The 22,338-nt window shown below is 69.4% G+C and carries 23 protein-coding genes; 16 read left to right on the forward strand and 7 right to left on the reverse strand.

The window, feature by feature from the left end; all coding sequences use genetic code 11:
* Nucleotides 1-46: 46 nt before the first annotated feature.
* Nucleotides 47-790, reverse strand: a complete 744-nt coding sequence (locus HB681_RS30105; RefSeq protein WP_213958559.1) for a ProQ/FINO family protein — start codon at nucleotides 788-790, stop codon at nucleotides 47-49.
* Between the two features lie 27 nt (nucleotides 791-817).
* The gene (locus HB681_RS30110) at nucleotides 818-1,609 is read right to left on the reverse strand and encodes a GntR family transcriptional regulator (protein WP_256735155.1); all 792 of its coding nucleotides are present in this window, start codon (nucleotides 1,607-1,609) and stop codon (nucleotides 818-820) included.
* A 90-nt stretch (nucleotides 1,610-1,699) separates the two neighbouring features.
* On the opposite strand from HB681_RS30110, the gene HB681_RS30115 reads away from it, so the two are divergent.
* The 5 genes from HB681_RS30115 (at nucleotide 1,700) to HB681_RS30135 (ending at nucleotide 6,348) form a co-directional block, all read left to right on the forward strand.
* Nucleotides 1,700-2,572 (forward strand): isocitrate lyase/PEP mutase family protein, encoded by an 873-nt coding sequence (locus HB681_RS30115; protein WP_213958560.1) that lies wholly within the window; start codon nucleotides 1,700-1,702, stop codon nucleotides 2,570-2,572.
* Between the two features lie 155 nt (nucleotides 2,573-2,727).
* Nucleotides 2,728-4,158, forward strand: coding sequence for a 3-isopropylmalate dehydratase large subunit (gene leuC / locus HB681_RS30120; protein ID WP_213958561.1), 1,431 nt, complete (start codon nucleotides 2,728-2,730; stop codon nucleotides 4,156-4,158).
* A gap of 2 nt (nucleotides 4,159-4,160) precedes the next feature.
* The gene (gene leuD, locus HB681_RS30125) at nucleotides 4,161-4,793 is read left to right on the forward strand and encodes a 3-isopropylmalate dehydratase small subunit (RefSeq protein ID WP_213958562.1); all 633 of its coding nucleotides are present in this window, start codon (nucleotides 4,161-4,163) and stop codon (nucleotides 4,791-4,793) included.
* Nucleotides 4,790-5,368 carry a YbhB/YbcL family Raf kinase inhibitor-like protein gene (locus tag HB681_RS30130; protein WP_213958563.1) on the forward strand — a complete coding sequence of 193 codons (579 nt, stop codon included), beginning with the start codon at nucleotides 4,790-4,792 and terminating at the stop codon, nucleotides 5,366-5,368. The genes leuD and HB681_RS30130 overlap by 4 nt, the downstream gene beginning before the upstream one ends.
* The gene (locus HB681_RS30135; RefSeq protein WP_213958564.1) at nucleotides 5,365-6,348 is read left to right on the forward strand and encodes a tripartite tricarboxylate transporter substrate binding protein; all 984 of its coding nucleotides are present in this window, start codon (nucleotides 5,365-5,367) and stop codon (nucleotides 6,346-6,348) included. The genes HB681_RS30130 and HB681_RS30135 overlap by 4 nt, the downstream gene beginning before the upstream one ends.
* A 75-nt stretch (nucleotides 6,349-6,423) precedes the next feature.
* On the opposite strand, the gene HB681_RS30140 is transcribed toward HB681_RS30135, so the two are convergent.
* Nucleotides 6,424-7,248 (reverse strand): creatininase family protein, encoded by an 825-nt coding sequence (locus HB681_RS30140; RefSeq protein WP_213958565.1) that lies wholly within the window; start codon nucleotides 7,246-7,248, stop codon nucleotides 6,424-6,426.
* A gap of 155 nt (nucleotides 7,249-7,403) precedes the next feature.
* Here HB681_RS30140 and HB681_RS30145 point away from each other — a divergent pair, with 155 nt between their 5' ends.
* Nucleotides 7,404-8,201 carry an SDR family oxidoreductase gene (locus HB681_RS30145; RefSeq protein WP_213958566.1) on the forward strand — a complete coding sequence of 266 codons (798 nt, stop codon included), beginning with the start codon at nucleotides 7,404-7,406 and terminating at the stop codon, nucleotides 8,199-8,201.
* A gap of 11 nt (nucleotides 8,202-8,212) precedes the next feature.
* Complete coding sequence (locus HB681_RS30150; protein WP_213958567.1) at nucleotides 8,213-8,629, forward strand: VOC family protein; 417 nt, start codon at nucleotides 8,213-8,215, stop codon at nucleotides 8,627-8,629.
* Here HB681_RS30150 and HB681_RS30155 read toward each other — a convergent pair.
* A complete protein-coding gene (locus HB681_RS30155; protein WP_213958568.1) occupies nucleotides 8,590-9,093 on the reverse strand; it encodes an SET domain-containing protein-lysine N-methyltransferase in 504 nt (167 codons plus the stop codon). The two genes, HB681_RS30150 and HB681_RS30155, sit on opposite strands and share 40 nt — an antisense overlap.
* Nucleotides 9,094-9,234: 141 nt before the next feature.
* Between HB681_RS30155 and HB681_RS30160 the strand changes: the two genes are divergently transcribed.
* From HB681_RS30160 to HB681_RS30170, 3 genes are read left to right on the forward strand one after another with little or no spacing between them, the layout of a single operon-like run.
* Nucleotides 9,235-9,948: an RNA polymerase sigma factor gene (locus HB681_RS30160; RefSeq protein ID WP_213958569.1), complete on the forward strand. Its 714-nt coding sequence runs from the start codon at nucleotides 9,235-9,237 to the stop codon at nucleotides 9,946-9,948.
* Nucleotides 9,949-9,993: 45 nt separating this feature from the next.
* A complete protein-coding gene (locus HB681_RS30165; RefSeq protein WP_213958570.1) occupies nucleotides 9,994-10,563 on the forward strand; it encodes a ferritin-like domain-containing protein in 570 nt (189 codons plus the stop codon).
* Nucleotides 10,563-10,964 (forward strand): c-type cytochrome, encoded by a 402-nt coding sequence (locus tag HB681_RS30170; RefSeq protein WP_213958624.1) that lies wholly within the window; start codon nucleotides 10,563-10,565, stop codon nucleotides 10,962-10,964. The genes HB681_RS30165 and HB681_RS30170 overlap by 1 nt, the downstream gene beginning before the upstream one ends.
* On the opposite strand, the gene HB681_RS30175 is transcribed toward HB681_RS30170, so the two are convergent.
* Nucleotides 10,949-11,278, reverse strand: a complete 330-nt coding sequence (locus HB681_RS30175) for a hypothetical protein (RefSeq protein WP_213958571.1) — start codon at nucleotides 11,276-11,278, stop codon at nucleotides 10,949-10,951. The genes HB681_RS30170 and HB681_RS30175 overlap by 16 nt on opposite strands.
* A 5-nt stretch (nucleotides 11,279-11,283) precedes the next feature.
* On the reverse strand, nucleotides 11,284-11,979 hold the full coding sequence (locus HB681_RS30180) for a CBS domain-containing protein (RefSeq protein ID WP_213958572.1): 696 nt from the start codon (nucleotides 11,977-11,979) through the stop codon (nucleotides 11,284-11,286).
* Nucleotides 11,980-12,102: 123 nt separating this feature from the next.
* On the opposite strand from HB681_RS30180, the gene HB681_RS30185 reads away from it, so the two are divergent.
* A complete protein-coding gene (locus HB681_RS30185) occupies nucleotides 12,103-13,008 on the forward strand; it encodes a LysR family transcriptional regulator (protein WP_213958573.1) in 906 nt (301 codons plus the stop codon).
* 10 nt (nucleotides 13,009-13,018) lie between these two features.
* Here the strand turns inward: HB681_RS30185 and HB681_RS30190 are convergent, their stop codons facing one another.
* Entirely contained in the window at nucleotides 13,019-14,350 is a 1,332-nt protein-coding gene (locus HB681_RS30190) for a sorbosone dehydrogenase family protein (protein ID WP_213958574.1), read from the reverse strand.
* A 128-nt stretch (nucleotides 14,351-14,478) separates the two neighbouring features.
* On the opposite strand from HB681_RS30190, the gene HB681_RS30195 reads away from it, so the two are divergent.
* From HB681_RS30195 to priA, 5 genes are all read left to right on the forward strand, one after another.
* Nucleotides 14,479-15,219, forward strand: coding sequence for an alanyl-tRNA editing protein (locus HB681_RS30195; protein ID WP_213958575.1), 741 nt, complete (start codon nucleotides 14,479-14,481; stop codon nucleotides 15,217-15,219).
* Nucleotides 15,220-15,273: 54 nt separating this feature from the next.
* Nucleotides 15,274-17,484, forward strand: a complete 2,211-nt coding sequence (locus HB681_RS30200; protein ID WP_213958576.1) for a thioredoxin family protein — start codon at nucleotides 15,274-15,276, stop codon at nucleotides 17,482-17,484.
* Between the two features lie 125 nt (nucleotides 17,485-17,609).
* Complete coding sequence (locus HB681_RS30205) at nucleotides 17,610-18,305, forward strand: redoxin domain-containing protein (protein ID WP_213958577.1); 696 nt, start codon at nucleotides 17,610-17,612, stop codon at nucleotides 18,303-18,305.
* 293 nt (nucleotides 18,306-18,598) lie between these two features.
* Nucleotides 18,599-19,720 carry a uroporphyrinogen decarboxylase gene (hemE, locus tag HB681_RS30210; RefSeq protein WP_213958578.1) on the forward strand — a complete coding sequence of 374 codons (1,122 nt, stop codon included), beginning with the start codon at nucleotides 18,599-18,601 and terminating at the stop codon, nucleotides 19,718-19,720.
* A 498-nt stretch (nucleotides 19,721-20,218) separates the two neighbouring features.
* Nucleotides 20,219-22,306 carry a primosomal protein N' gene (gene priA, locus HB681_RS30215; RefSeq protein WP_345944781.1) on the forward strand — a complete coding sequence of 696 codons (2,088 nt, stop codon included), beginning with the start codon at nucleotides 20,219-20,221 and terminating at the stop codon, nucleotides 22,304-22,306.
* Nucleotides 22,307-22,338: the final 32 nt, after the last annotated feature.

Here is a 22,338-nt window from a genome sequence, read left to right on the forward strand (position 1 = left end):
AGCCAATTCCGCGGGTGCCCGCGAGCAGGCAGCGGGGTGGGACTGCTTACGCGTTCGGCAGCATGCGGCCGACTTCGCGCGGGTCGAGTCCGTACATCTCGGCGAATTCCGCCACCGTCTTGCCGCTGGCAGCGAAGGCGCGCTGCAGCGCCTCGCGCTTGGCCGTCTGCGCGGAGAGTTCGGCGAAGGCTTCGTCGGTGAGTTCGTTGCTGGCCGGGTCCTGGCTGCGCACGAGTGCCTGGTAGTCCTCGCGCGAGAGGCCCGACTTCTCGAAGGCATCGAGGATGCGCTTGCGCGTCTGCGGGCGCAGGTCGTCGCCGGTGCGGGCCTGGCGGCGCTTGAACACTTCGAGGATGGCGTGGTGCACGTGCTCCGGCGCCACGTCTTCCACCGGCTGGCCGTCGAGGCCGTGGCGCTTGTCGCCGGCCGCCACGCGCTCCAGGTATTTGGTCGAACGGGTGTGCAGCGCGAGCGCGACCTTGAGTTCGTCCTTCTTCAGCACCTCCGGGTGCTTTTCGAGCAGCGCCTGGAACACGCCGCGCTGCAGCGGCAGGAAGCGGGCGCCGAACAGGTCGGGATAGAGCCCGAACAGGGTTTCAAGCGCGGGGTGCGTCTTGCGCGGGCCCTTCTGCGCAGGCCTGCCTTGCTGGGGCTGTTGCTGCGGTTGTTGCTGTTGTTGCGAAGAGGGCTGTTGAGCGCCTTGCGCCTGCGGCGCGCGGCCAGCCGGGCGCGGATTGCGCTTCTTCCTGGGCGCGCGAGGCGCTTGGGGTTCGGGGGTGTCGGTCATCATGCGGCCCCGATTGTCGCCGCTCGCGCGTCACCGCACGTCGTGCACGAATTGGCCGGCGCTCAGGGTGTTGACCGTGTCGCCCGGAATGTCCATCAGGATGCGGCTGCGCTCGGGTGAAAGATAGGCCGTGAGGTGTTGCACCGGCCGCGCGTCGGCGTCGTGCATCACGCGCACCAGCTTGATCAGCGGCGCGCCGACCTCGGTCTTCAGGAGGCCGGCCCGCACCGGGTCGGCGGCCACCGCCGTGATCTCCTGCACCACGCGCCCGAACTTCACGCCCTGCGCCATCAGCAGTTCGTAGAGCGCCTGCTTGCGCAAGGCGGCCGGCGTCACGCGCTTGCCGAGCGGGGCCGGCACCCAGGCGTCGGTGAGCATCACCGGCGTGCCGCTCATGCTGCGCAGGCGCAGGACGTGCACGGCCTTCTCGCCGCGCTGGATCTGCAGCAAGGCCATCACGTCCATGGGCGGTTCGGATTGCGCCACCTCGAGCACCTCGACATCGGTGTCCGTCGCCGTCTTGCGCAGGCTGTCGAGCACGGTGAGGCTGGGCGTCGTGCGCGCCACCGGCACATCGGCCCGCACGAAGGTGCCGAGCCCGTGGCGCCGCTCGACCAGCCCCAGCGCGGCCAGGTCGGCCAGCGCACGGCGCACGGTGATGCGCGAGACGCCAAAGCGCTCGCACAAGGTCTCTTCCTTCGGCAAGGCACCGTCCGGAAAGAGGCCGCGCGAGATCTGGTCGCGCAACACGAGGAACAACTGGCGGTGCAGCGCCGTGCCCTTGGCGAGCGTGAAAGGGGGTGGGTCGGCCATGGTCTTCATGGATGCCAGCATAGCCGCTTGACTTGTTGTTATGTTGTGATAGTCTTATAACAACTCAACGACCAAACCAGACAACCAGGAACTTCGACGATGAGCACGCACCCTTCGCTTCGCCAGCAACTCACCGCCCCCGGCATGGTCATCGCCCCTGGCGCCTACGACGGCATCGGCGCCAGGCTGATCGAGCAGGCCGGGTTCCGGGCCGTGTACATGACCGGCGCCGGCACCTCGGCCGCGCGCGGCTTTCCCGACTTCGGCCTTCTCACCATGAGCGAGATGGTCGAGAACGCGGCCGTCATGGCGCGCGCCTGCAGCCTCCCGCTGATCGCCGATGCCGACACCGGCTACGGCAACGAACTGAACGTGACCCGCACCGTGCGCGAATACGAGGCGCGCGGTGTCGCCGCCATCCACATCGAGGACCAGGTCTCGCCCAAGCGCTGCGGCCACCTGGACGGCAAGCAGGTGATCCCGTGCGCGGAGTTCGTCTCGAAGATCCGCGCCGCCGTCGAGGCGCGCCGCACGAAGGACTTCCTCGTCATCGCCCGCACCGACGCGCGCGCGATGCACGACCTCGACGAGGCGGTCCGGCGCGCCAATGCGGCGCTCGAGGCGGGCGCCGACATGGCATTCGTCGAGGCCACGCAAACCGTCGAGGAGATCGCCGCCGTGCCGAAGCGCGTGCACGGGCCATGCCTGCTGAACGTGGTGCCCGGCGGACGCACGCCGCTCATCGACCTGAGGGAGGCCGAGACGATGGGCTACAAGCTCGCCATCCTGCCGGGCCTGATGCTCAAGGCCACCATCGAGGCCGGCGACGCGGCGCTGGCTGAACTCAAGGCCACGCACATGGCGCCGAAGGTCGCGCTGAGCGTGGCGCAGACCTTCCGGCGCTTCGGCGCCGACGAATGGGATGCGCTGCGCACCCGCTTCAATGCCGGCGCAACGATGGAGGCGCGCTGAAATGGAACCCACCCCCGAATGCGCCTGCGGCGCTCCCCCTCAAGGGGGCGCACCCAGCGGCCCGGCAAAGCCGGTTCCACGGGTGCCCACGAACAAGCGGTGCTCACCCTCGTTTCATGCGCCGCGGCCACGCGAAAGCATGGTGGAAAACTGATATGACCGCCACCACCGCCGCTGCCTCCGTGCACCGGCCCCGCACGCTCTTCGACAAGCTCTGGGACGCGCACGTCGTCCGCGACCTCGGCAACGGCTGGGCGCTGCTGCACATCGACCGCCATCTGCTGCACGACCTGTCGGGCCCGCCGGCGCTCGGCGAAGTCGCGGCGCGCGGGCTGCGGCTGCACAACGCCGAGCTGGTGTTCTCGACGCCCGACCATGCCGTGTCCAGCCAGCCCGGCCGCGTGGCCACGACCTTCCCCCTCGGCGGCAAGCTGCACGCGGCGCTGCGGGAACGCAGCGCAGAGGCGGGTGTCCACATGTTCGATCTCGGCCAGCCGGGCCAGGGCATCGTGCATGTGATGGGGCCGGAAATCGGCATCGTGCTGCCCGGCCTCACGGTGATCTGCGGCGACAGCCATACCTGCACCAACGGTGGCCTCGGGGCGATGGCCTTCGGCGTTGGTTCCTCCGAGAGCACGCACGCGCTCGCGACACAGACGCTGCGCCAGCAAAAGCCAAGGCAGATGCGCATCCGCTGCGACGGCCGGCTGCGCGCGGGTGTCACGGCGAAGGACCTGGCGCTGCACATCATCGGCAAGCTCGGCGCCGCGGCCGGCGTCGGCTCGGCGATCGAATTCGCGGGGCCGGCCATCGAGGCGATGGAGGTCGAGGGCCGCCTCACGCTGTGCAACCTGTCGGTGGAACTCGGCGCACGCTTCGGCATGGTCGCGCCCGATGCGCGCACCTTCGACTACCTGCGCGGCCGGCCGTTCGCGCCGCAGGGCGCGGACTTCGATGCGGCGGTCGCGCACTGGCGCACCTTGCCCGGCGATGCCGGCGCGGTGTTCGACCGCGAAGTCGTCATCGACGCCGCGGCCGTGCGCCCGACCATCACCTGGGGCACCAGCCCCGAGCACGCGATCGCCATCGACGGCCGCGTGCCCGACCCGCGCGACACCGCCGACGCCGCGCAACGCGACACGCTGATCGCAGCGCTCGACTACATGGGGCTCAGCGCCGGCCAGGCCATCGCCGGCACGCCGATCGACTGGGTCTTCATCGGCTCCTGCGCCAACGCGCGGCTGTCGGACCTGCGCAAGGCGGCCGAGGTGGTGCGCGGGAAGCACGTCGCCGCGCGGGTCACGGCCTGGGTCGTGCCCGGATCGGAAAACGTCAAGCGCGCGGCCGAGGCCGAGGGCCTGCGCGAGGAGTTCGAGGCCGCCGGCTTTGAGTGGCGCGAGCCCGGCTGCAGCATGTGCGTCGCCGCCAATGGCGAACAGGTGCCGCCGCGGCAACGCTCGGTGTCGACGTCCAACCGCAACTTCGTCGGCCGGCAAGGCCCCGGCGCGCGCACCCACCTCGCCAGCCCGGCGACGGCAGCCGCCTCGGCCATCGCCGGCGTCATCACCGACCTCGAAGCCCCCTGAACATGCAAGCCTTCACCACCCTCACCGGCGCCGCCGCCTGCCTGCCGCGCGCCAACCTCGACACCGACGTCATCATCCGCATCGAGCGCCTGACCTCGTTGACGCGCGACCAGCTGGGGCGCTACGCCCTGGAGGCGCTTCGCTACCGGGACGACGGCAGCGAAGACCCCGCCTTCGTCTTCAACCAGCCGGCCTTTCGCGGTGCGCCGATCCTCCTGGCCGGCGACAACTTCGGCTGCGGCTCCTCGCGCGAGGGCGCCGTGTGGGCGCTGCGGGGCATGGGCGTGCGCTGCGTGATCGCGCCGAGCTTCGGCGACATCTTCTTCAACAACTGCCTCCAGAACGGCGTGCTGCCGATCCGCCTGCCGGCCGCCGACGTGCAGCGGCTGGCTCTGGCGTGCGCCGACGGCGCGCCGCTGACGGTGGACCTCGAGCAATGCACGTTGCTCACCGCGGACGGCAAGGTGACGCCCTTTGCCATCGATCCGCTGCGGCGCGAGGGCCTCCTGCAGGGTCTCGACGACATCGGCCTGACGCTGAAGGACGACGCGCTGATCCGCACATGGCAACAGGCGGATCGTGCACGCCGCCCCTGGGCCTGGCCCGTCGCGCGAAGCACGGAGCTTCCCCGATGAACCCCCTTGTGTTGCGCTGGATCGGCCTGCCGCTGCGCGGTCGCCGCGCGGGCGACGCCACACTGGCCTGCAACGACCCCGCGTTGGCGTCGTTGCCCGACACGCTCGCATTGCGGAGCGACTCTTTCACCCACTACGGCGCACTGGACCTGCGCCAGGCCGGCGAAGGAGTCGGCGGCAACCTTTCGCCGGAACTGCACTGGAACCCGCTGCCGCCAAGCGCGACGAACTGGGCGCTGATCGTCGAAGACCCCGACGTGCCCTTGCGCCACGCGTACCTGCACGGCATCGCCACCGGGCCGGCCAGCGTGCGGCGCATGGCGGAAGGCGCGATGCCGGGCTATGCCGGCGCCCGGCCACTGCCCGGCCACGGCACCCATCGCTATGTGTTCCAGCTGTTCGCGCTGACACGCGCGCCCGGCACTGCGGCCACGCGCGAAGAACTCATGCCCCTGCTGCGCGGCAGCGCCATCGCCTGCAGCCGCCTCGTCGGCCTGTTCGAACGCGATTGGCTGCGGGCGCGCCCCGTGCCGCCGAGCCCATCCCATTCCCACGAAACGGAGACAACCCGATGACCCGAAGACTTCAGCGATGGATTTCGCCCACTGGCGCGGCCTTGATGGCCAGCGCCCTGCTCGCCGCACCAGCCACGCATGCCCAGACCGCCTGGAAGCCCGACCGCCCGGTGACCCTGGTCGTGCCGTATTCGCCCGGCGGCGGCACCGATGCCACCGCGCGCGCCGTGTCGAAGCAGCTCGGCATCCTGTGGGGCCAGCCGGTGGTGGTCGAGAACCTGGCGGGTGCCGACGGCCTGATCGGCACCCGGCGCGTGATGGAGGCCAGGCCCGATGGCTACACCGTGCTGCTGCAGGTGCCCTCGATCGTGGTCACGCGCTACACGCCGGGCCTCAAGGGCATCGACCCGCTCGCGCGGCTGGAGCCGGTGACCGCCGTATCGCAATCGCCGGCCGCGATCGTGGCCAGCGCCAAGGTGCCGGCGAGGACGCTGGCCGAATTCATCGCCTACTGCAAGACGTCCGCGCAGCCCTGCTCGGTCGCCAGCGGGGAAAGCGTGTCGCGCATCTCGGCGCGGCAACTCGCGGCGGAAGCGGGCATCCCGAATCTGATCTTCGTCAACTACCGCGGCACCAGCCCGATCGTCGCCGACCTGCTGGCCAACAACGTGAACATGGCGTTCACCGGCATCACGGCCGCGCTGCCGCACTACAAGGCCGGCACGCTGAAGATCTTCGCCACCCAGGGCCACCAGCGTGCCGCCGCATTGCCGGAAGTGCCGACTTCGGCGGAGGCCGGATATCCGCAGTTCCAGTCGGTCACGTGGTATGGCCTGTTCGCGCCGAAGGGCACGCCGGCACCGGTGCTGCAGGGCTACGCCACGGCACTGCGCGAAGCCGTGAAGGATGCCGACGTCAGGAAGGCCATCACCGCAGCGGGCGCCGAACCGGTCGTCAATTCGCCGGCCGAGTTTGCGATGCAGATCCGCGAGGAGAGCGAGCGTATGGGCGCGCTGGTGAAGCGCTATCCGCTGGAGTGACGCGACCCCTCCGGCCCGACGCTCCGGCTCGGCAGGAGCGTCAGCGCGTCGTCGATGAAGCCGGCGTAGCGCCCCTCACGCAGGATCAGCGCCCAGCACCGACAGCGGCAACGCGACCACCTCCGCGAGCAACAGCGCAAGCTGCCGCGCCGCCGCATCGACCACCCTGCGCCCCTTGTCCGCGCTGGCCGCGGTCGCATTGCCGGCGGCGCCCTGCGGGTTGTAGTCCTGCATGGCCCAGCCAAGCTTGGCGCTCTTGCCGTTGCCGAGGATGGCGTAGTCGGCGGCGCGCTGCTGCGACGCGGACTTGAAGTCCTGCAGCGCCCCGGTGCGCACCAGCGGGGCATGCAGCGCCAGCATCATCGAGGTCTCGATCTCGCCGGCGTGCACGCCGAAGCGGTGCTCCTGCGCACTGAACTGCGCGTCGGCCTCGCCCAGCGGCAGGTTGAACCAGCTCACGCTGTAGACGATGAGGTCGTGCGCCTCGCGCAACTCGCGCGCCACGATGTCCATCGCGCCGACATGCCCGCCATGCGCGTTGAACAGCACCAGCTTGCGCACGCCCGCGCGCGCCACGCCGGCGCCGATGTCCTTCCACAGCCGCATCAGCGTCTCGGCCGACAGGGTGAGTGTGCCGGCGAAGCGCGCGTGCTCGGGGCTCAGGCCGATGGCCTGGGTTGGCAGGAACAGCACGGGCAGATCCTGCGGCAGTTGCGGCAAGGCAGCGGCGACGATGCCATCGACCAGGCTGGTGTCCACGCCCAGCGGCAGGTGCGGGCCATGCTGCTCCGTCGCGCCCAATGGCAGCACCGCCACCGTGCGCGCCGGGTCGAGCGCAGCGAAGTCGCGCGTCGTGAGCTCGGCCCAGAAGCGATGGGGCGCAGGGGTGGGGTCCGTCATGCGGCGGATCTTAGGCGACGCTGGCAAGCACCTTCAACGCGAGGGCTGTCGCGCGCCAGCGCTGCGGCGGCCGCGGCGGGCCGGTCGATGCGGCCGGCAGCAATGAGGGGGCATGCCATGTACGCGCAGTGCCATTTCAAGGTTCAATAGGCCCCATGGACCTCCAACTCACCCACCAACACGTTCTCATCACCGGCGGCAGCAAGGGCATCGGGCTGGCCTGCGCGCTGGGTTTCCTGCGCGAAGGCGCGCGCGTGAGCCTGGTGTCGCGCGAACTGGCCAACCTGCAGCGCGGCGAGCGCGAGCTGGTCGGGCAGTTCAGCGAGGCGGGCGGCCATGTGGCGCTGCATGCGGCGGACCTGCGGCAGCCGGGCGGCGCCCTCGCCGCGCTGGATGCGGCCGAGCTGAACTTCGGCCCGGTCGACGTGCTGGTCAACTCGGCCGGCGCCGCCAGGCGCACCGCGCCCGAAGACCTGGACGCGGCGGCCTGGCACGAGGCCATGGACGCCAAATACTTCACCTACATCCACATGCTCGACCCGGTGATCAAGCGCATGGGCCGGCGCGGTCGCGGCGCGATCGTCAACGTGATCGGTGCGGGCGGCAAGGTGGCCAGCCCGATCCACATGGCCGGCGGCGCGGCGAACGCCGCATTGATGCTGGTGAGCGCGGGCATGGCGGCGGCCTATGCGGCAAAAGGCGTGCGCGTGAACGCGGTGAACCCCGGCCTCACGCTCACCGCGCGGCTGCAGGAAGGGCTGGTGGCCGATGCCAAGGTGCAGGGCATCGGCACCGAAGAGGCCTTGCAACGCGCGACGGCCCGCCTGCCGCTGGGCCGCATCGCCACACCCGAGGAAATCGCGAACGCGGTGGTGTTCCTCGCGTCGCCCAAAGCCAGCTACATCACCGGCGCGGTGCTCGCGATGGATGGCGCGGTGACGCCGATGATCTGAAGGCGGCGGCGATGTTCTCGCACGTCTTCGTCAGCGTCGGCGACTTCGAACGCGCACTGGCGTTTCACGGCGCGGTCATGGACAGCCTTGGCCTGGCGCTTCGCTTCTGCGAGCGCGACAAGCCCTGGGCCGGCTGGCACAGCGCCGGCGATTCGCGTCCGTTCTTCGTGATCTGCAAGCCCTTCGACGGGCAGCCGCACGACCCGGGCAACGGGCAGATGGTGGCCTTCGCAGCGGCGGACCGCGCCACCGTGCGCGCCGCGTACCAGTCGGCGCTGGCCCGTGGAGGCACCTGCGAGGGGCCGCCCGGCTTGCGACCGCAATATCACGCGAACTATTACGGTGCGTACTTTCGCGACCCGGATGGCAACAAGTTCTGCGTCGCGTGTCACGCGCCCGAGGACGAGGACTCCGGCGCCGCCTCCTGATCATTCGTGACTGGCGCCAGCATCGTTCCGCGGCAGCTCGGGGCGCCGCAGCGGCACGGATAGTCTTCCGGCACCGAGCCATCGTCGGCGGTCAGGCAGTAGTCGATGAACAGTTCCTCGCCGGCCTCGATCGGCTGCAGCGTCACGAACTTGAGGATCAGCTTGCCCGCGTCGTCGTATTCCTCCACCGCCTCGCAGTTCGGCTCGCACGAGTGATTCAGGTGCCGCGTCGCGTTGCCGCCCTTGGCGCCGTCGATGGTCTCCTGGTTGGAGAGCGTGAACAGGTAGGTGAGCTGGTCGTTCCAGTCCTTCGCCGCGATCTGCTTGGGCGTGTAGCGCCTGCCTTCGTAGAGGCCGAGCAACGCAAGGGCCGGCAGCGGCCGGGTTGCGAAGGCGCCGAGGCCATGCACCCCACTAGGTGAGACGCGGATGCAGGGGGTGGCGGAAGGGTCGTGCTTGGACATTTGCATGGTTCTCGGGACATGCAAGTTTCGCGCACATTGGGCCCACCCACGCAGCGCCTTCGCGAAGGCGGGCGCGGCGGCACTTCGATTCCTGAAACGCTTTGCGATGTCGGGTCGTCCAACAGGTGAAAGAACACCAACATGCACCACGAGCAACACCTATCGCAGCGACTTCCTGCCGAACAGGCCACCGACGCCGATCTGGCGCGGCGCGCGCGTGGCGGCGACGGCCCGGCCTTCGAAGCCATCATGCGGCGGCACAACCAACTGCTGTTTCGCACCGCGCGCAGCATCCTCAAGAGCGATGCCGACACCGAGGACGCGCTGCAGGAGGCCTATCTCAAGGCCTGGCGCTCGCTGGCGAACTTCCGCGAGGAGGCACGACTTTCCACCTGGCTGGTGCGCATCGTGATCAACGAATCGCTCAGCCGCTTGCGCCGCCGCGGCGCGCAAGTGATTCCGCTGGACGCGGCCAGGGAGACGACCGGGTCGGACGAGGAGCAGTGGATGGAAGACAACGCCGACGGGCGCCCCGAAGCGCTGGCCATGCGCGAGGAGATGCGCCGCCTGATCGAGACGCGCATCGATCGCCTGCCAGATGCCTACCGCACCGTCTTCATGCTGCGCGCGGTGGAGGAGATGAGCTTCGGCGAAGTCGCCACTGCACTGGGCATGCCCGAGGCCTCGGCGCGCACGCGCTTCTTTCGCGCCCGCAGCCTGCTGCGCGAAGGCCTGTCGCGCGACGTCGACGTGGCGGTTGGCGATGCCTTCTCGTTCGACGGCGCGCGCTGCGACCGGATCGTTGCTGGCGTGCTGGCACGGCTGGCGGACGATGCAGCGCTGCCGCGGCCCTGAGGCCTCCATTCGTTTTCCTCCCCCAACCCCACCAAGGAAACCACCATGTCATTCCTCCAGATGCCCACGCCCGTCGCGGCACGTCGCCTGTTCCTCGGTCGCTCGGGCCTCGTGCTCTCCGGCGCCGCCATTGCCCTGCTGGCCGGCAAGGACGCCCTCGCGGCCAGCACGGGTGACGGCGGACCGCAGGACACGCAGATCCTCAACACTGCCCTGGGCGCCGAACTCGAAGCCATCGCCGCCTATCAGCTCGGCGCCGAGAGCAAGCTGCTGGAGAAGCCGGTGCTCGATCTCGCGCTCACCTTCCAGGGCCACCACAAGGCCCATGCCGACTTGCTCGCCAGGACCATCGAGAAGCTCGGCGGCAAGCCGGTCGCGTCCAGGGCGAACTACAACTTTCCGGCGGAGCAATTGAAGTCGCAGGCCGACGTGCTCCGGTTCGCGGCCAGGCTGGAACAGGGCGCGGTGAGCGCATACCTTGGCGCAGTGCCTCTGTTCGGCAACCGCGACCTGTCGAAGGCCGCGGCCAGCATCCTCGGTGACGAGGCGATGCACTGGGCCGTGCTGCGGCAAGCGCTCGGCGAAGCACCGGTGCCTGCGGCGTTCATGTCGTGATCCGGGCCGTTCTGGCGGCCGGCGCCCTGCTGGCGCTGGCGGCGGGAGCGTGCGCGGGCGACATCGATGCGGTTCGCGGCGAACAGGTCTATGCGCGCTGCATGGCATGCCATGCACTGGCCTTCGACCGCGTCGGCCCGCGGCATTGCGGCTTGCTCGGCCGGCTTGCCGGAAGCGTGCCGGGCTTCGCCTATTCGCCGGCGATGAAGAACTCCGGCATCACATGGAACGACAAGACACTCGATCGCTTCCTGGCCAAGCCTTTGGCCGTGGTGCCCGGCACCGCCATGACCTACGACGGCGTGCCGGACCCGGGCGACCGGGCCGACCTGATCGCCTACCTCAAGCTGGCGGGCACGACGCCTGCGTGCACCGCCACGACGATTCAGCCGAAGAAGTGATGGGCGGTATGCGCGCCGCGGCGGGAGCGCATCGACTTCTTCATGTGCGCGAGCGCGTCGTCGCCCAGCAGGCGCCCAGCCATCGGCAGCAGTTCGGTTCTCTCGAAGCGGACGTGACGATCGCAGAGCGATGCCAGCGCGGCGCGGAACGCCCGCGTCAGGCGCAGGAGGGTGGCGCGCAGCTCATCGGGCGCGACACCCTCGTCGGCGACCCGATGCACCAGCCGGTTCAGCAGGTCGCATTGCCGCGCCACTTCGTCGCGGGCATCGGCGAGCCATGCAAGCGGCGAGTCGTCCGGCGGGTTCGGGGACATTTGCTTCAGCACATCGCCTGCATGTCGGCGGCGCGAATCCGCTCGTCGATCACGCCCCGAACGCCGTCGATGTTCTCGGCGGCCACGCGCGCCGCGTCGCGGGCGGCTTCGCTCTCCAGCAGGCCGTGATAGCTGACGATGCCGTCTTCGACGACAACCTGAGACCATGTGTCGCTCCACCACCCCTGCCGCGAGAGTTCGTCCTCGAGGCTGGCTTGTATGTCGGCATCGCTGCGGGGACCGGCCGCTGCGGGTTGGCCGGATTCCGCCAGCGCCTTCACCAGGTCCGAACTGGCCACGATGCCGACCAGCCGTCGGCCGCGCATCACCGGCACGCGATGGATGTGGCGCCGCGCGAACAGGGACGCGACCTCGGCCAGCGGCGTGTCCTCGCGCACCGACACTGCCCCATGCGTCATGACGTCGCAGGCACGCGTGCCGTGCGAGCGCACATAGCGCAGCGGCGCCTCGCTGCGCAGCAGCATGCGGCACCACCATGGGCGCGCTGCAGCCGGCGGCTGGCCTGCCTCGTATCGCTGGAGCAGGTCGGACTCGCTCACGATGCCGACCAGGGCATCCACCGCGTCGACCACCGGAACGCCGCCGATGCGGCGGTCGCGCAGCAGTTCGGTGATGTCGCGAACCGGGGTGGACAGAGAGATGGTGACCACCGGCGAGGTCATGACGTCCTTGGCAAACATGGCGTACTCCAGAGTGTTGGGCTGGGCTCCATCTTGTGCCTTGCCATAGCGCAAGTAAAACGAATTCAAATGGATTTGAATGCAACAATATTGCAGTCAAATCAGGGCCCAAAGAGGCAAGCCATGGACGTCAACCTCGCGAAGACCTTCCTCGAAATCGCATCGAGCGGCTCCTTCCTCGGCGCCGCAGAAAGCCTTCACCTCACGCAGACCGCCATCAGCGCGCGGGTGCGCACGCTCGAGGAATCGCTGGGCCAGAAGTTGTTCGTGCGCAACCGCTCCGGCGCCACGCTCACCCCGGCCGGCGAACGGTTCTCGCGCTACGCGTTGATCCTCGTGCAGGCCTGGGAACAGGCACGGCACCAGATGGCCGTGCCCGCAGGCCGCGACGCGGTGCTCACCGTGGGCTGCGAAGTGAGCCTGTGGGATCCGCTGCTGCTGCAGTGGCTGTTGTGGATGCGTCGCGCCGCGCCGCAGCTCGCATTGCGCACAGAGGTCGGGCTGCCCGAACGCCTGCTGAACCGCGTGTCCGAAGGCACGCTGGACATCGCGGTGGTCTACGCGCCGCACCAGCTTCCGGGCCTGCGCATCGAACTGCTGATCGAGGAAAAACTGGTGATGGTCACCACCTCGGCCAACGGCGAGGCGCCCCGCGCCAACGACTATGTCTACGTCGACTGGGGCCCCCAGTTCGCAGCCCAACATGCACTGGCGTTTCCGGAGCTGTCGGGTGCGGGCGTATCTGCCAGCCTCGGACCGCTCGGGCGCGAATACCTCCTGGCCGCGGGTGGCGCTGGCTACTTCCGGCTCGACGTGGTGCGCCCGCACCTTGAAAGCGGGCGGCTCCATCGGGTGCCCGGCACGCCGGAATTCCTCTATCCCGCCTACGCGGTGTATTCGGAGAGTGCGGTAGCGGCGAGTGTCGGGCCGGGGCTCGAAGGATTGCGCCAGGTCGTGCGGCCACAGGAGGCAAAAGTTGCGAAAGCTACGGAAGCGGCAAGGGCCCCGTCTCGACGGCGCAAGGCGTAGCCCGGCGCGTTCACTTGCCCTTCGACACCCGCCACACCGCATTGCCCACGTCGTCCGCCACCAGCAGCGCCCCAGACTTGTCGAGCGCGACGCCGACGGGCCGGCCCATGGCCTTCTCGTCCGCATCGAGGAAGCCGGTCAGGAAGTCCTTCGGCGGACCACTGGGCTTGCCGCCGATGAAGGGCACGAACACCACCTTGTAGCCAGACTTGGGCTTGCGATTCCACGAGCCGTGCTCGCCGATGAAGGCGCCGTTGGCAAACTCGGGCGGCATCCGCGCATCGGAGAACGCCAGGCCCAGGGGCGCGACGTGGGTGCCGAGCGCATAGTCCGGTGCGATCGCCTTGGCCACCAGGTCGGGGCGCTGCGGCTGCACGCGCACGTCGACGACGCCGCCCCAGTAGCTCCACGGCCAGCCATACGATGCGCCGTCCTTCACCGAGGTGAGGTAGTCGGGCACCAGGTCGCTGCCGATTTCGTCACGCTCGTTGACCACGGTCCACAGCGCCTGGGTCTCCGGTTCGAAGCGCATGCCGTTCGGGTTGCGCAGGCCGCTGGCAAACAGGCGCTTGGCCCCGGTCTTCGTGTCGACCTCCCAGATGGCAGCGCGACCCTCCTCGGCGGGCAGGCCGTTCTCGCCGATGTTGCTGTTGGAACCCACGCTCACATAGAGCTTGCTGCCGTCCTGGTTGGCGACGACGTTCTTGGTCCAGTGGTGGTTGATGCCGGCCGGCAGGTCGGTCACCTTCACAGGCACAGCGCTCGCGGTGGTCTGGCCGTCGATGTACGGCACCTTGACCAGGGCATCGGCGTTGGCGATGAACAACTCGTTGCCCACCAGGGCCATGCCGAAGGGCGACATCAGCCCCTGCAGGAACACGGTGCGCACCTTCGCCACACCATCGCCGTCCGCGTCGCGCAGCAAGGTGATGCGATTGGCGCTCGGCACCTCGGCGCCAGCGCGCTTCATGATGATCGACTGCACCTTGTCCTTGACGCGGGCGACGAGGCCGTCGCCACCATCGCGCGCCCCTTCGGGCCTGGGCGGCTTGTTGCCCTCGGCCACGAGCACATCGCCATTGGGCAGCGTGTAGACCCAGCGCGGGTGGTCGAGGTTGCGCGCGAACGCCGCGACCTTGAAGCCGGGCTGCGCCGCGACCGGCCCCTGCGTGTCGGTCCAGCCGGTGGCGGTGGCCACGTTGACGGTGGGGAACATCGTCTTGTTCGGCGGCGGCAACTCGGGCCGCGTGCCCACGCCGGCCTCGAAGGGCAGCCTCGCGGTTTCGCCGCAGCCGGCCAGAAGCAATGCGGCAACGAGCAAGGAAAGTCGGGGTCGGGCCATGCGGTGTCTCCAGGAATGCGTGGGCGCAAGAGTGGAATGTCGGCGACGCGGCTCAGGGCGCCTGTCGGCTGCGGGCGCATTCTGGCGTGGTCGCACCCCGAAACGGCCGCGCCGCTACCATCGAGACCATGACCGACGACCTGTTCCGCACCGATGCCTACCTGCGCGAGTGCGAAGCGCGCATCCTGCGCATCGATGAATCCGGCATCGTGCTCGACCGCACGGTGTTCTATCCGCTCGGAGGCGGGCAGGCCGGCGACAGCGGCGTGCTGGCCCTGGCCGACGGCCGCATGCTGGCCATCGCCGACACGCGCAAGGCGAAGGACGCCGAGGGAAAGCCGACCGACGAGATCCTCCACGTGCCCGCGCCCGACCAGGCCGACCTGCTCGCGGCGCTGAAGGCGGGCGACGCCGTCACTGCCCGCCTCGACTGGGAGCGCCGCCACAAGCTGATGCGCTTCCACACCTCGACGCACCTGCTGTGCCACCTGGTGCCGTGGCCGGTCAATGGCTGCTCGATCACGCCCGAGTACGCACGCCTCGATTTCCACATGACCGACCCGCTCGACAAGGACGCGCTGACCGCCGGCCTCGCGCGACTGGTCGGCGCAGCGCATCCGCTGGTGGTCGGCGCGATCACCGACGCGGAACTCGACGCCAACCCGGCCCTGGTCAAGAGCATGAGCGTGCAGCCGCCGCGCGGCACGGGGACGGTGCGCACCATCCGAATCGGCAGCGATGAGCAGATCGACTTCCAGCCCTGCGGCGGAACGCACGTGGCGAACACCGCGGAGATCGGCTCGGTGGTCGTCACGAAGATCGAGAAGAAAAGCGCCAGCAGCCGCCGCGTCGTGCTCGGCTGGGCCTGAACCCTGTCCGCACTTCCGGAACTTGCACGCCACAGCCCGGCTCCCATTGAGCGCATGACCCTTTCCCGCCTTTCCCTTGCCGCGCTGCTGGCGGCGTCTTTCATCGCCGCGACGCCGGCCGTGGCCCAGCTGGCGCCGAAGGTCGGCCCGGTGGTCACCACGCCCCACGTCCGGGCCGAACTGGTCGCGCAGGCGCCCGAGGGTATCGCTCCCGGCGCGCCGGTCCGCCTGGGCCTGCTGATCACGCACCAGCCCGAATGGCACACCTACTGGAAGAACGCCGGCGATTCCGGCCTGCCGACCGAGTTGGCCTTCACGCTGCCGGCCGGCATGAGCGCAGGCGACATCGCCTGGCCGGTGCCGAAGAAGATCCCGGTCGGCACCCTGGCCAACTACGGCTATGAAGGCACCGTCCTGCTGCCGGTGGCGGTGACCGTCGCGCCGGACTTCAAGCCGCCCGCTTCGCTGACCGGCGTGGCCGGCGCCGACATCCGGCTCAAGGCCTCCTGGCTGGTCTGCCGCAAGGAATGCATTCCCGAGGAAGGCGAGTTCGCGCTGTCGCTGCCGGTGCAGGGCTCGACCGCGCTGCACAGGGCCGACTTCGATGCCGCGCAGGCGGCCGAACCGGTGGCGCTCGGCAAGCCCGGCGTCGTCGAGGTGGTCGGCAACACGCTGAAGATCAGGATCGACGGCTTGCCGGCTGCCGCGCGCGGCAAGACGCTGGAGTTCTTCCCCGAGACCACCGACGTCATCCACACCGCCGCCGTCTCCGGCAAGGACTGGACGCAAGCCTGGCAAGGCGAGGCCTGGACTGCGACCGTTCCGCTGGCCGACCAGCGCAGCGCCAGCCCGACCGACCTGCCGATGGTCGTAGTGCTCGCCGAAGCCGACCGGCAAGCCGGCCAGCCGGTCGCCTGGCGCGCGGACGCGCCCGTTTCGGGCAAGTGGCCCACGCCGGCGCCGCGCGCCGAGGTGTCGCCCGCCCTGCAGGCCGCCCTGACCGCCAATACCGCGACCGCCCCGGCGCCGGCCGCGGCCCTCGCGCCGCCTTCGGCCAGTTTCTGGATGGCGCTGGCGGGCGCGCTGCTCGGCGGCCTGTTGTTGAACCTCATGCCCTGCGTGTTCCCGGTGCTGGCCATCAAGGTGCTGGGCTTCGCCCGGCAGGCCGGCGACCGCGGCGCGCACCGTCGGGCGGGCTTGGCCTACACGGCGGGCGTCATGGTGTCGATGCTGGCGCTGGGCGCCGCGATGCTCGCCCTGCGCGCGGCCGGCTCACAGCTCGGCTGGGGTTTCCAGCTCCAGTCGCCGGCCGTGGTGGCGGCGCTGGCCGCGCTGTTCACCGTGATCGGGCTCAACCTCGCCGGCGTGTTCGAGTTCGGCAGCATGGCGCCGTCGCGCATCCGGTCGGCCGAAGCCAGGCATCCGGTGACCAATGACTTCCTCTCGGGCGTGCTGGCCGTGGTGATCGCATCGCCCTGCAGCGCGCCTTTCATGGGCGCATCGCTGGGCCTCGCGATCGCCTTGCCGGCCGTGCAGGCACTGCTGCTGTTCGCCGCGCTGGGACTGGGTCTTGCCCTGCCTTACCTGCTCGCCGCCTTCGTGCCGGCGGTTGCGCGGCTCTTGCCCAAGCCCGGCCGGTGGATGCAGACGCTGCGCCGCCTGCTCGCCTTCCCGATGTTCGCAACCGTCGCCTGGCTGGTCTGGGTGCTGGGCCAGCAAAGCGGCATCGACGGCGCGGGCGCCCTGCTCGCCCTGCTGGTGTGCCTGGCCTCTGTGGTGTGGGCTTTCACGCTGCGAGGCCGTGCCCGTGCGATCGTTGCCACGCTGTTGGTCGCGGTCAGCGCCCTTCTGACGGGCGCGATCGGCCCCAACGTGCTGCAGGCCGTGGAGCCGATGACGCAGGCTTCGGCTGCTGCGCCCGGCGAGAGCGCCCGTTGGCAGAAGTGGTCGAGCGAACGCGTCGGCGAACTGCACGGCAGCGGGCGGCCGGTGTTCATCGATTTCACCGCCGCCTGGTGCGTCACCTGCCAGTACAACAAGCGAACGCTGGCCGATGTCGAATTGCTGGCGGACTTCGATGCCCGGAAAGTAGCGCTCCTGCGCGCCGACTGGACACGGCGCGACCCGGCCATCACCGCCGCGCTCGCGGCGCTGGGCCGCAACGGCGTGCCGGTCTACGTGCTGCAGGCGCCCGGCAAGGCGCCCGTGGTGCTGACGGAAATCCTCGGCAAGGACGAAGTGCGCGCGGCCTTGGCAGCGTTGTAGCCGCTGGCGCAGCGAGTCAAGCAGTGGCCCATCACCCCGCTGGTCTACGGGTTGTCACAACCACATGAATAAAACGTTCTAAGCTGCGGCCGTTGTTCAATTTTCACTCGGGAGACCCGCAGACGATGTCATCCCTTCCAGGCTCCATTTCCTCGCGCTCGGCCAGCGCCGCCCGACGCGCCCGCGCAGCCCTCGACCGCGCTTCCCGCCGCGCCATCATGGCTGCCGCGGTGGCCCTCGGCGCTACCTTGCTGATGGGCACCGGCGCCCATGCGGCGCCGTCCCTCGGCCAGCCAGCACCCGATTTCGTCGCCGTCGACACCGCCGGCAAGCAGCATCGGCTCTCGGATTTCGCCGGCACGTTCGTGGTGCTGGAATGGACCAACCCCGGCTGCCCCTTCGTTCGCAAGCACTACGGCAGCGGCAACATGCCGGCCACGCAGAAGGCGGCGACGGCCAAGGGGGCGGTCTGGCTTTCCGTCAACTCGACCGAGCGCGCCGCCAGCGACTACCTGAAACCGGCCGCGCTCGACAAATGGATGAAGGACCAGGGCGCCGCGCCCACCGCCGTGTTGATGGACGAGGACGGCGTGATCGGCCAGGCCTATGGCGCTCGCACGACGCCGCACCTGTTCATCATCGATCCCAAGGGCGTGCTCGTCTATGCGGGCGGCATCGACAGCATCGCGTCGTCGCGTGCGGACGATATCGCGCACGCCACCAACTACGTGAACCAGGCGCTCGGCGAGGCCTTCGGCGGAAAACCGATCTCGGCCGCGGCGACCCGGGCTTATGGCTGTTCGGTGAAATACAAGGCATGAAATAGGCCCAGCCCCGTGGCGCCGCGGGCGCTTCCCCCGAAGGGGGCGCACCCAGGGGCCCGGCAAAAAGCCGGTTCCCCGGGTGTCCAGGAACAGGCTTCGCTGTGCTCGCCCTGAGGGATTGATGCGTGGTCCGGGTTGGCCTCACGGGAAGCCGACAGGCGTTCCGCGTAGGCGAGCACCGGGGGCTTTTCGCGCGAGCCGGCGATGCGGGGCCTGGCGGCCTCTGCCGCATCCGCTTGCATTGCGCCACCTGGATCCGCCCCGGCGTGGCCGGCAGCGACAATGGGGCCATGCCTTTCGCCTCCCTGCAAAACGACACCTTCCTGCGCGCCTGCTGGCGACAGGCTACTGACCACACCCCCGTCTGGCTCATGCGCCAGGCCGGACGCTACCTGCCGGAATACCTGGCCACGCGGGCCAAGGCCGGCAGCTTCATGGGGCTGGCCACCAACGTCGACTACGCCACCGAGGTCACGCTGCAGCCGCTGGAGCGCTTTCCGCTACTGGATGCAGCCATCCTCTTCTCCGACATCCTGACCGTGCCGGATGCGATGGGCCTGGGCCTCTCGTTCGAAGCCGGCGAGGGCCCGCGCTTCGCCCGGCCGCTGCGCGACGAAGCCGCCATCGCGGCGCTCCGGGCGCCGGACCTCGACAAGCTGCGGTACGTGTTCGATGCCGTCACGTCGATCCGCCGCGCGCTCGACGGGCGCGTGCCGCTCATCGGCTTTTCCGGCAGCCCGTGGACCCTCGCCTGCTACATGGTCGAAGGGGCCGGCTCGAGCGACTACCGCTTGGTCAAGACGCTGATGTACAGCCGCCCCGAGCTGATGCACCAACTGCTCGCGGTGAATGCCGATGCGGTTGCGGCCTACCTCAATGCGCAGATCGATGCCGGCGCGCAAGCCGTGATGGTCTTCGACAGCTGGGGTGGCGTGCTCGCCGACGGCGCGTTCCAGGAATTCAGCCTTGCCTACACGGCACGCGTGCTGGCAGGCCTCAAGCGCAACGGTGTCGATGGCCAACCCGTGCCCCGCATCGTCTTTACCAAGGGCGGCGGCCTATGGCTCGACGCGATGCGCGGGCTGGACTGCGAGGTACTGGGCCTGGACTGGACCGTGAACCTGGCCCGCGCACGCGCGCTCGTCGGTGAAGGCGGCGCTGAGGCGAAGGCGCTGCAGGGGAATATCGATCCGAATGTGCTGTTCGCGCCGCCCGCCCGAATCGAGGCGGCGGTGGCCAAGGTCCTGCAGGATTTCGGCATGCCGCACACGGATCGCAGCACGACCGGGCCGACGCACATCTTCAACCTCGGCCACGGTATCAGCCAGTTCACGCCACCCGATCATGTCGCGGCGCTGGTGGGCGCCGTCCGCAGCCAATCCCGCGCAAGCAGGGCGGCGAACCGCCCCTGATTGTGTATAAATGTAACTCTGTCGTGTGCAATATTTGCGTTTGTCAAGCCACTTTCGGCGTCGGTGACAGACTTATGCACAAAAGATGTCTTGCGGTACGCGCCAGCGTCACTTCGATGTGGCACCTTGCTAGCAAAGCGATAGCACACGTAAGTTATTGATTTCTAAGGAAATTGCATTTTGCTTTTTTTGCAGGCATTCCAGTGAAAGCCTTGATTGACGTGGGTTTGGAGCGTGTCGGGCAGGGATATCAACAAAGTTATCCACACAATCGTTGGACACCGTGCAAAGCGCAAGAAAATCAACGACTTAACTCGTTTTGCTCCAAGCTTCTTTAAGAGCGCCCACGGCAGGCGCGCCGCCATGACGACAGACCCGGTCGATTCCGGAACTGGGGTTTCTCCTGCCCAGGACTCGCAGATTTGCAACACTTTGCAACACATCTGGCGGCTGGAGGCGGCCGTCCAGACTCCGGCGCACAGCGCGCTTGGAAACCTTTTGTCTTACGCAAGCACCGTGCCGCTGGCGCCGGGCACCCTGGTGCGGGTTCCCCTGGGCCGGCGCGAGGTGCTGGGCGTGGTCTGGGCGTGCGCGCAGCGGACTGACGACGAAGACGCGCGAGATCTCAAGGCCGTGGCCGGCGCGCTCGACGCCCTGCCGCCGCTGAACGACGGCTGGCGCGAGCTGGTGGCGTTCGCGGCGCGCTACTACCAGCGCTCGCTCGGCGAAGTCGCGCTGGCGGCACTCCCCCCGCAGTTGCGCGACCTCACGAGCCAGCAGCTCGCGCGGCGCCTGAAGCGCCGGGCAACGACAGAAGGAAGGCCTACTGCCACCGCTACCGCCGCTGCCACCGACACCGACACCAGTACCAGCACCAGCACCGGTCCGACCATCCTGAGCGCCGAACAAGCCGCCGCCCTGACCCGCTTCGAGGCGGAAAGCGGCCCCTTCCTGCTGTTCGGAAGCACCGGCAGCGGCAAGACCGAGGTCTACCTGCGCGCGGTGGCCGCCCTGCTCGCGCGTGACGACACGGCCCAGGCGCTGATCATGGTGCCCGAGATCAACCTCACGCCCCAACTCGAGGCGCGCGTGCGCGACCGCTTCGAGGCGCGCTTCGGCGCTGGCGCCGTGGTGTCGCTGCACAGCGGCATGACCAACCCGCAGCGCCTCGCGAGCTGGCTGGCGGCACATGCCGGGCAGGCTCGCATCGTCCTGGGCACGCGCATGGCGGTGTTCGCCTCGATGCCTTCATTGCGGCTGATCGTGGTCGACGAGGAACACGACCCCAGCTACAAGCAGCAGGAAGGCGCGCGCTATTCGGCGCGCGACCTGGCCGTGTGGCGCGGCCAGCGCGAAGGCGCCAAGGTCATCCTGGGTTCGGCCACCCCGTCGCTCGAAAGCTGGCACCACAGCCGTCCCGCCGAGGGTGTCGATCCGGGCGGTCGCTACGTGCGGCTGGCCATGCCGGGGCGCATCGGAGACGGCGCACTGCCGACGGTGCGCGGCGTCGACATGAACCTGCAGCCGCCGAAGACAGTGCTCTCGGGCGCGTTGCTGGACGCCATCGGGCAACGCATCGCGCGCGGCGAGCAGAGCATGGTGTTCCTGAACCGCCGCGGCTATGCGCCGGTGCTCGCCTGCGCCGATTGCGGCTGGAAGAGCGAATGCCCGCACTGCAGCGCCTACCGCGTATTCCACAAGATCGACCGCACGCTGCGCTGCCACCACTGCGGGTTCACAGAGCGGGTGCCCCGCGCCTGTCCCGCCTGCGGCAACCCCGACATCGCGCCCGTCGGACGCGGCACGGAGCGGCTGGAAGAACACCTGGCCGAGTTGTTCGCAACGGCGAAACGACCGGACGGCAGCGCCGTGCACATCGCGCGCATCGATGCAGACAGTACCCGCAAGCAAGGCGCGCTCGCGCAGCAGCTTGCCCAGGTGCACAGCGGCGAAGTGGATGTGCTGGTCGGAACACAGATGATCGCGAAGGGCCACGACTTCCGACGCGTGACGCTGGTGGCGGCGGTCAATCCGGACGGGGCGCTGTTCTCCAGCGACTTCCGCGCGCCGGAGCGCCTGTTCAGCCTGTTGATGCAATCGGCAGGCCGCGCCGGCCGCGACGCGAACTACCTGGCGGCGCAAGGCAGCACGGCCGAGATGTGGATACAGACGCATCACGGCGGCCACCCGCTGTTCCAGGCGCTCAGGCGACACGACTATCCGGCCTTCGCCAGGCAGCAACTCGACGAGCGGCGCGCCGCAGGCATGCCGCCTTTCGCGTTCCAGGCCCTGGTGCGTGCGGACGCCCGCACGCAACAGGCCGCGCAGGACTTCCTCCATGCGGCCAATGCCGCGGCAGACGCGCTGCCCCAGGCGGCGCAGGTGATGCGCTACCCGGCGGTGCCGCTCGCCATCCAGCGCGTGGCCAACGTGGAACGCGCACAGATGCTGGTCGAAAGCGCGTCGCGCGTTGCGCTGCAGCGCTTCCTGGCCGACTGGCAACCGCTGCTGCACGCCCTGCGCCGGGAGCCGGTCGGCAAGGGCGTGATCCGCTGGCTCATCGACGTGGACCCCCACTCGATCTGAGCCTCCAGGGCCGGGCTACGCAGCGCGCCCCC

Source organism: Variovorax sp. dw_954 (genome assembly GCF_018449755.1).
In the GTDB taxonomy this organism is placed as follows: Bacteria; Pseudomonadota; Gammaproteobacteria; order Burkholderiales; family Burkholderiaceae_C; genus Variovorax.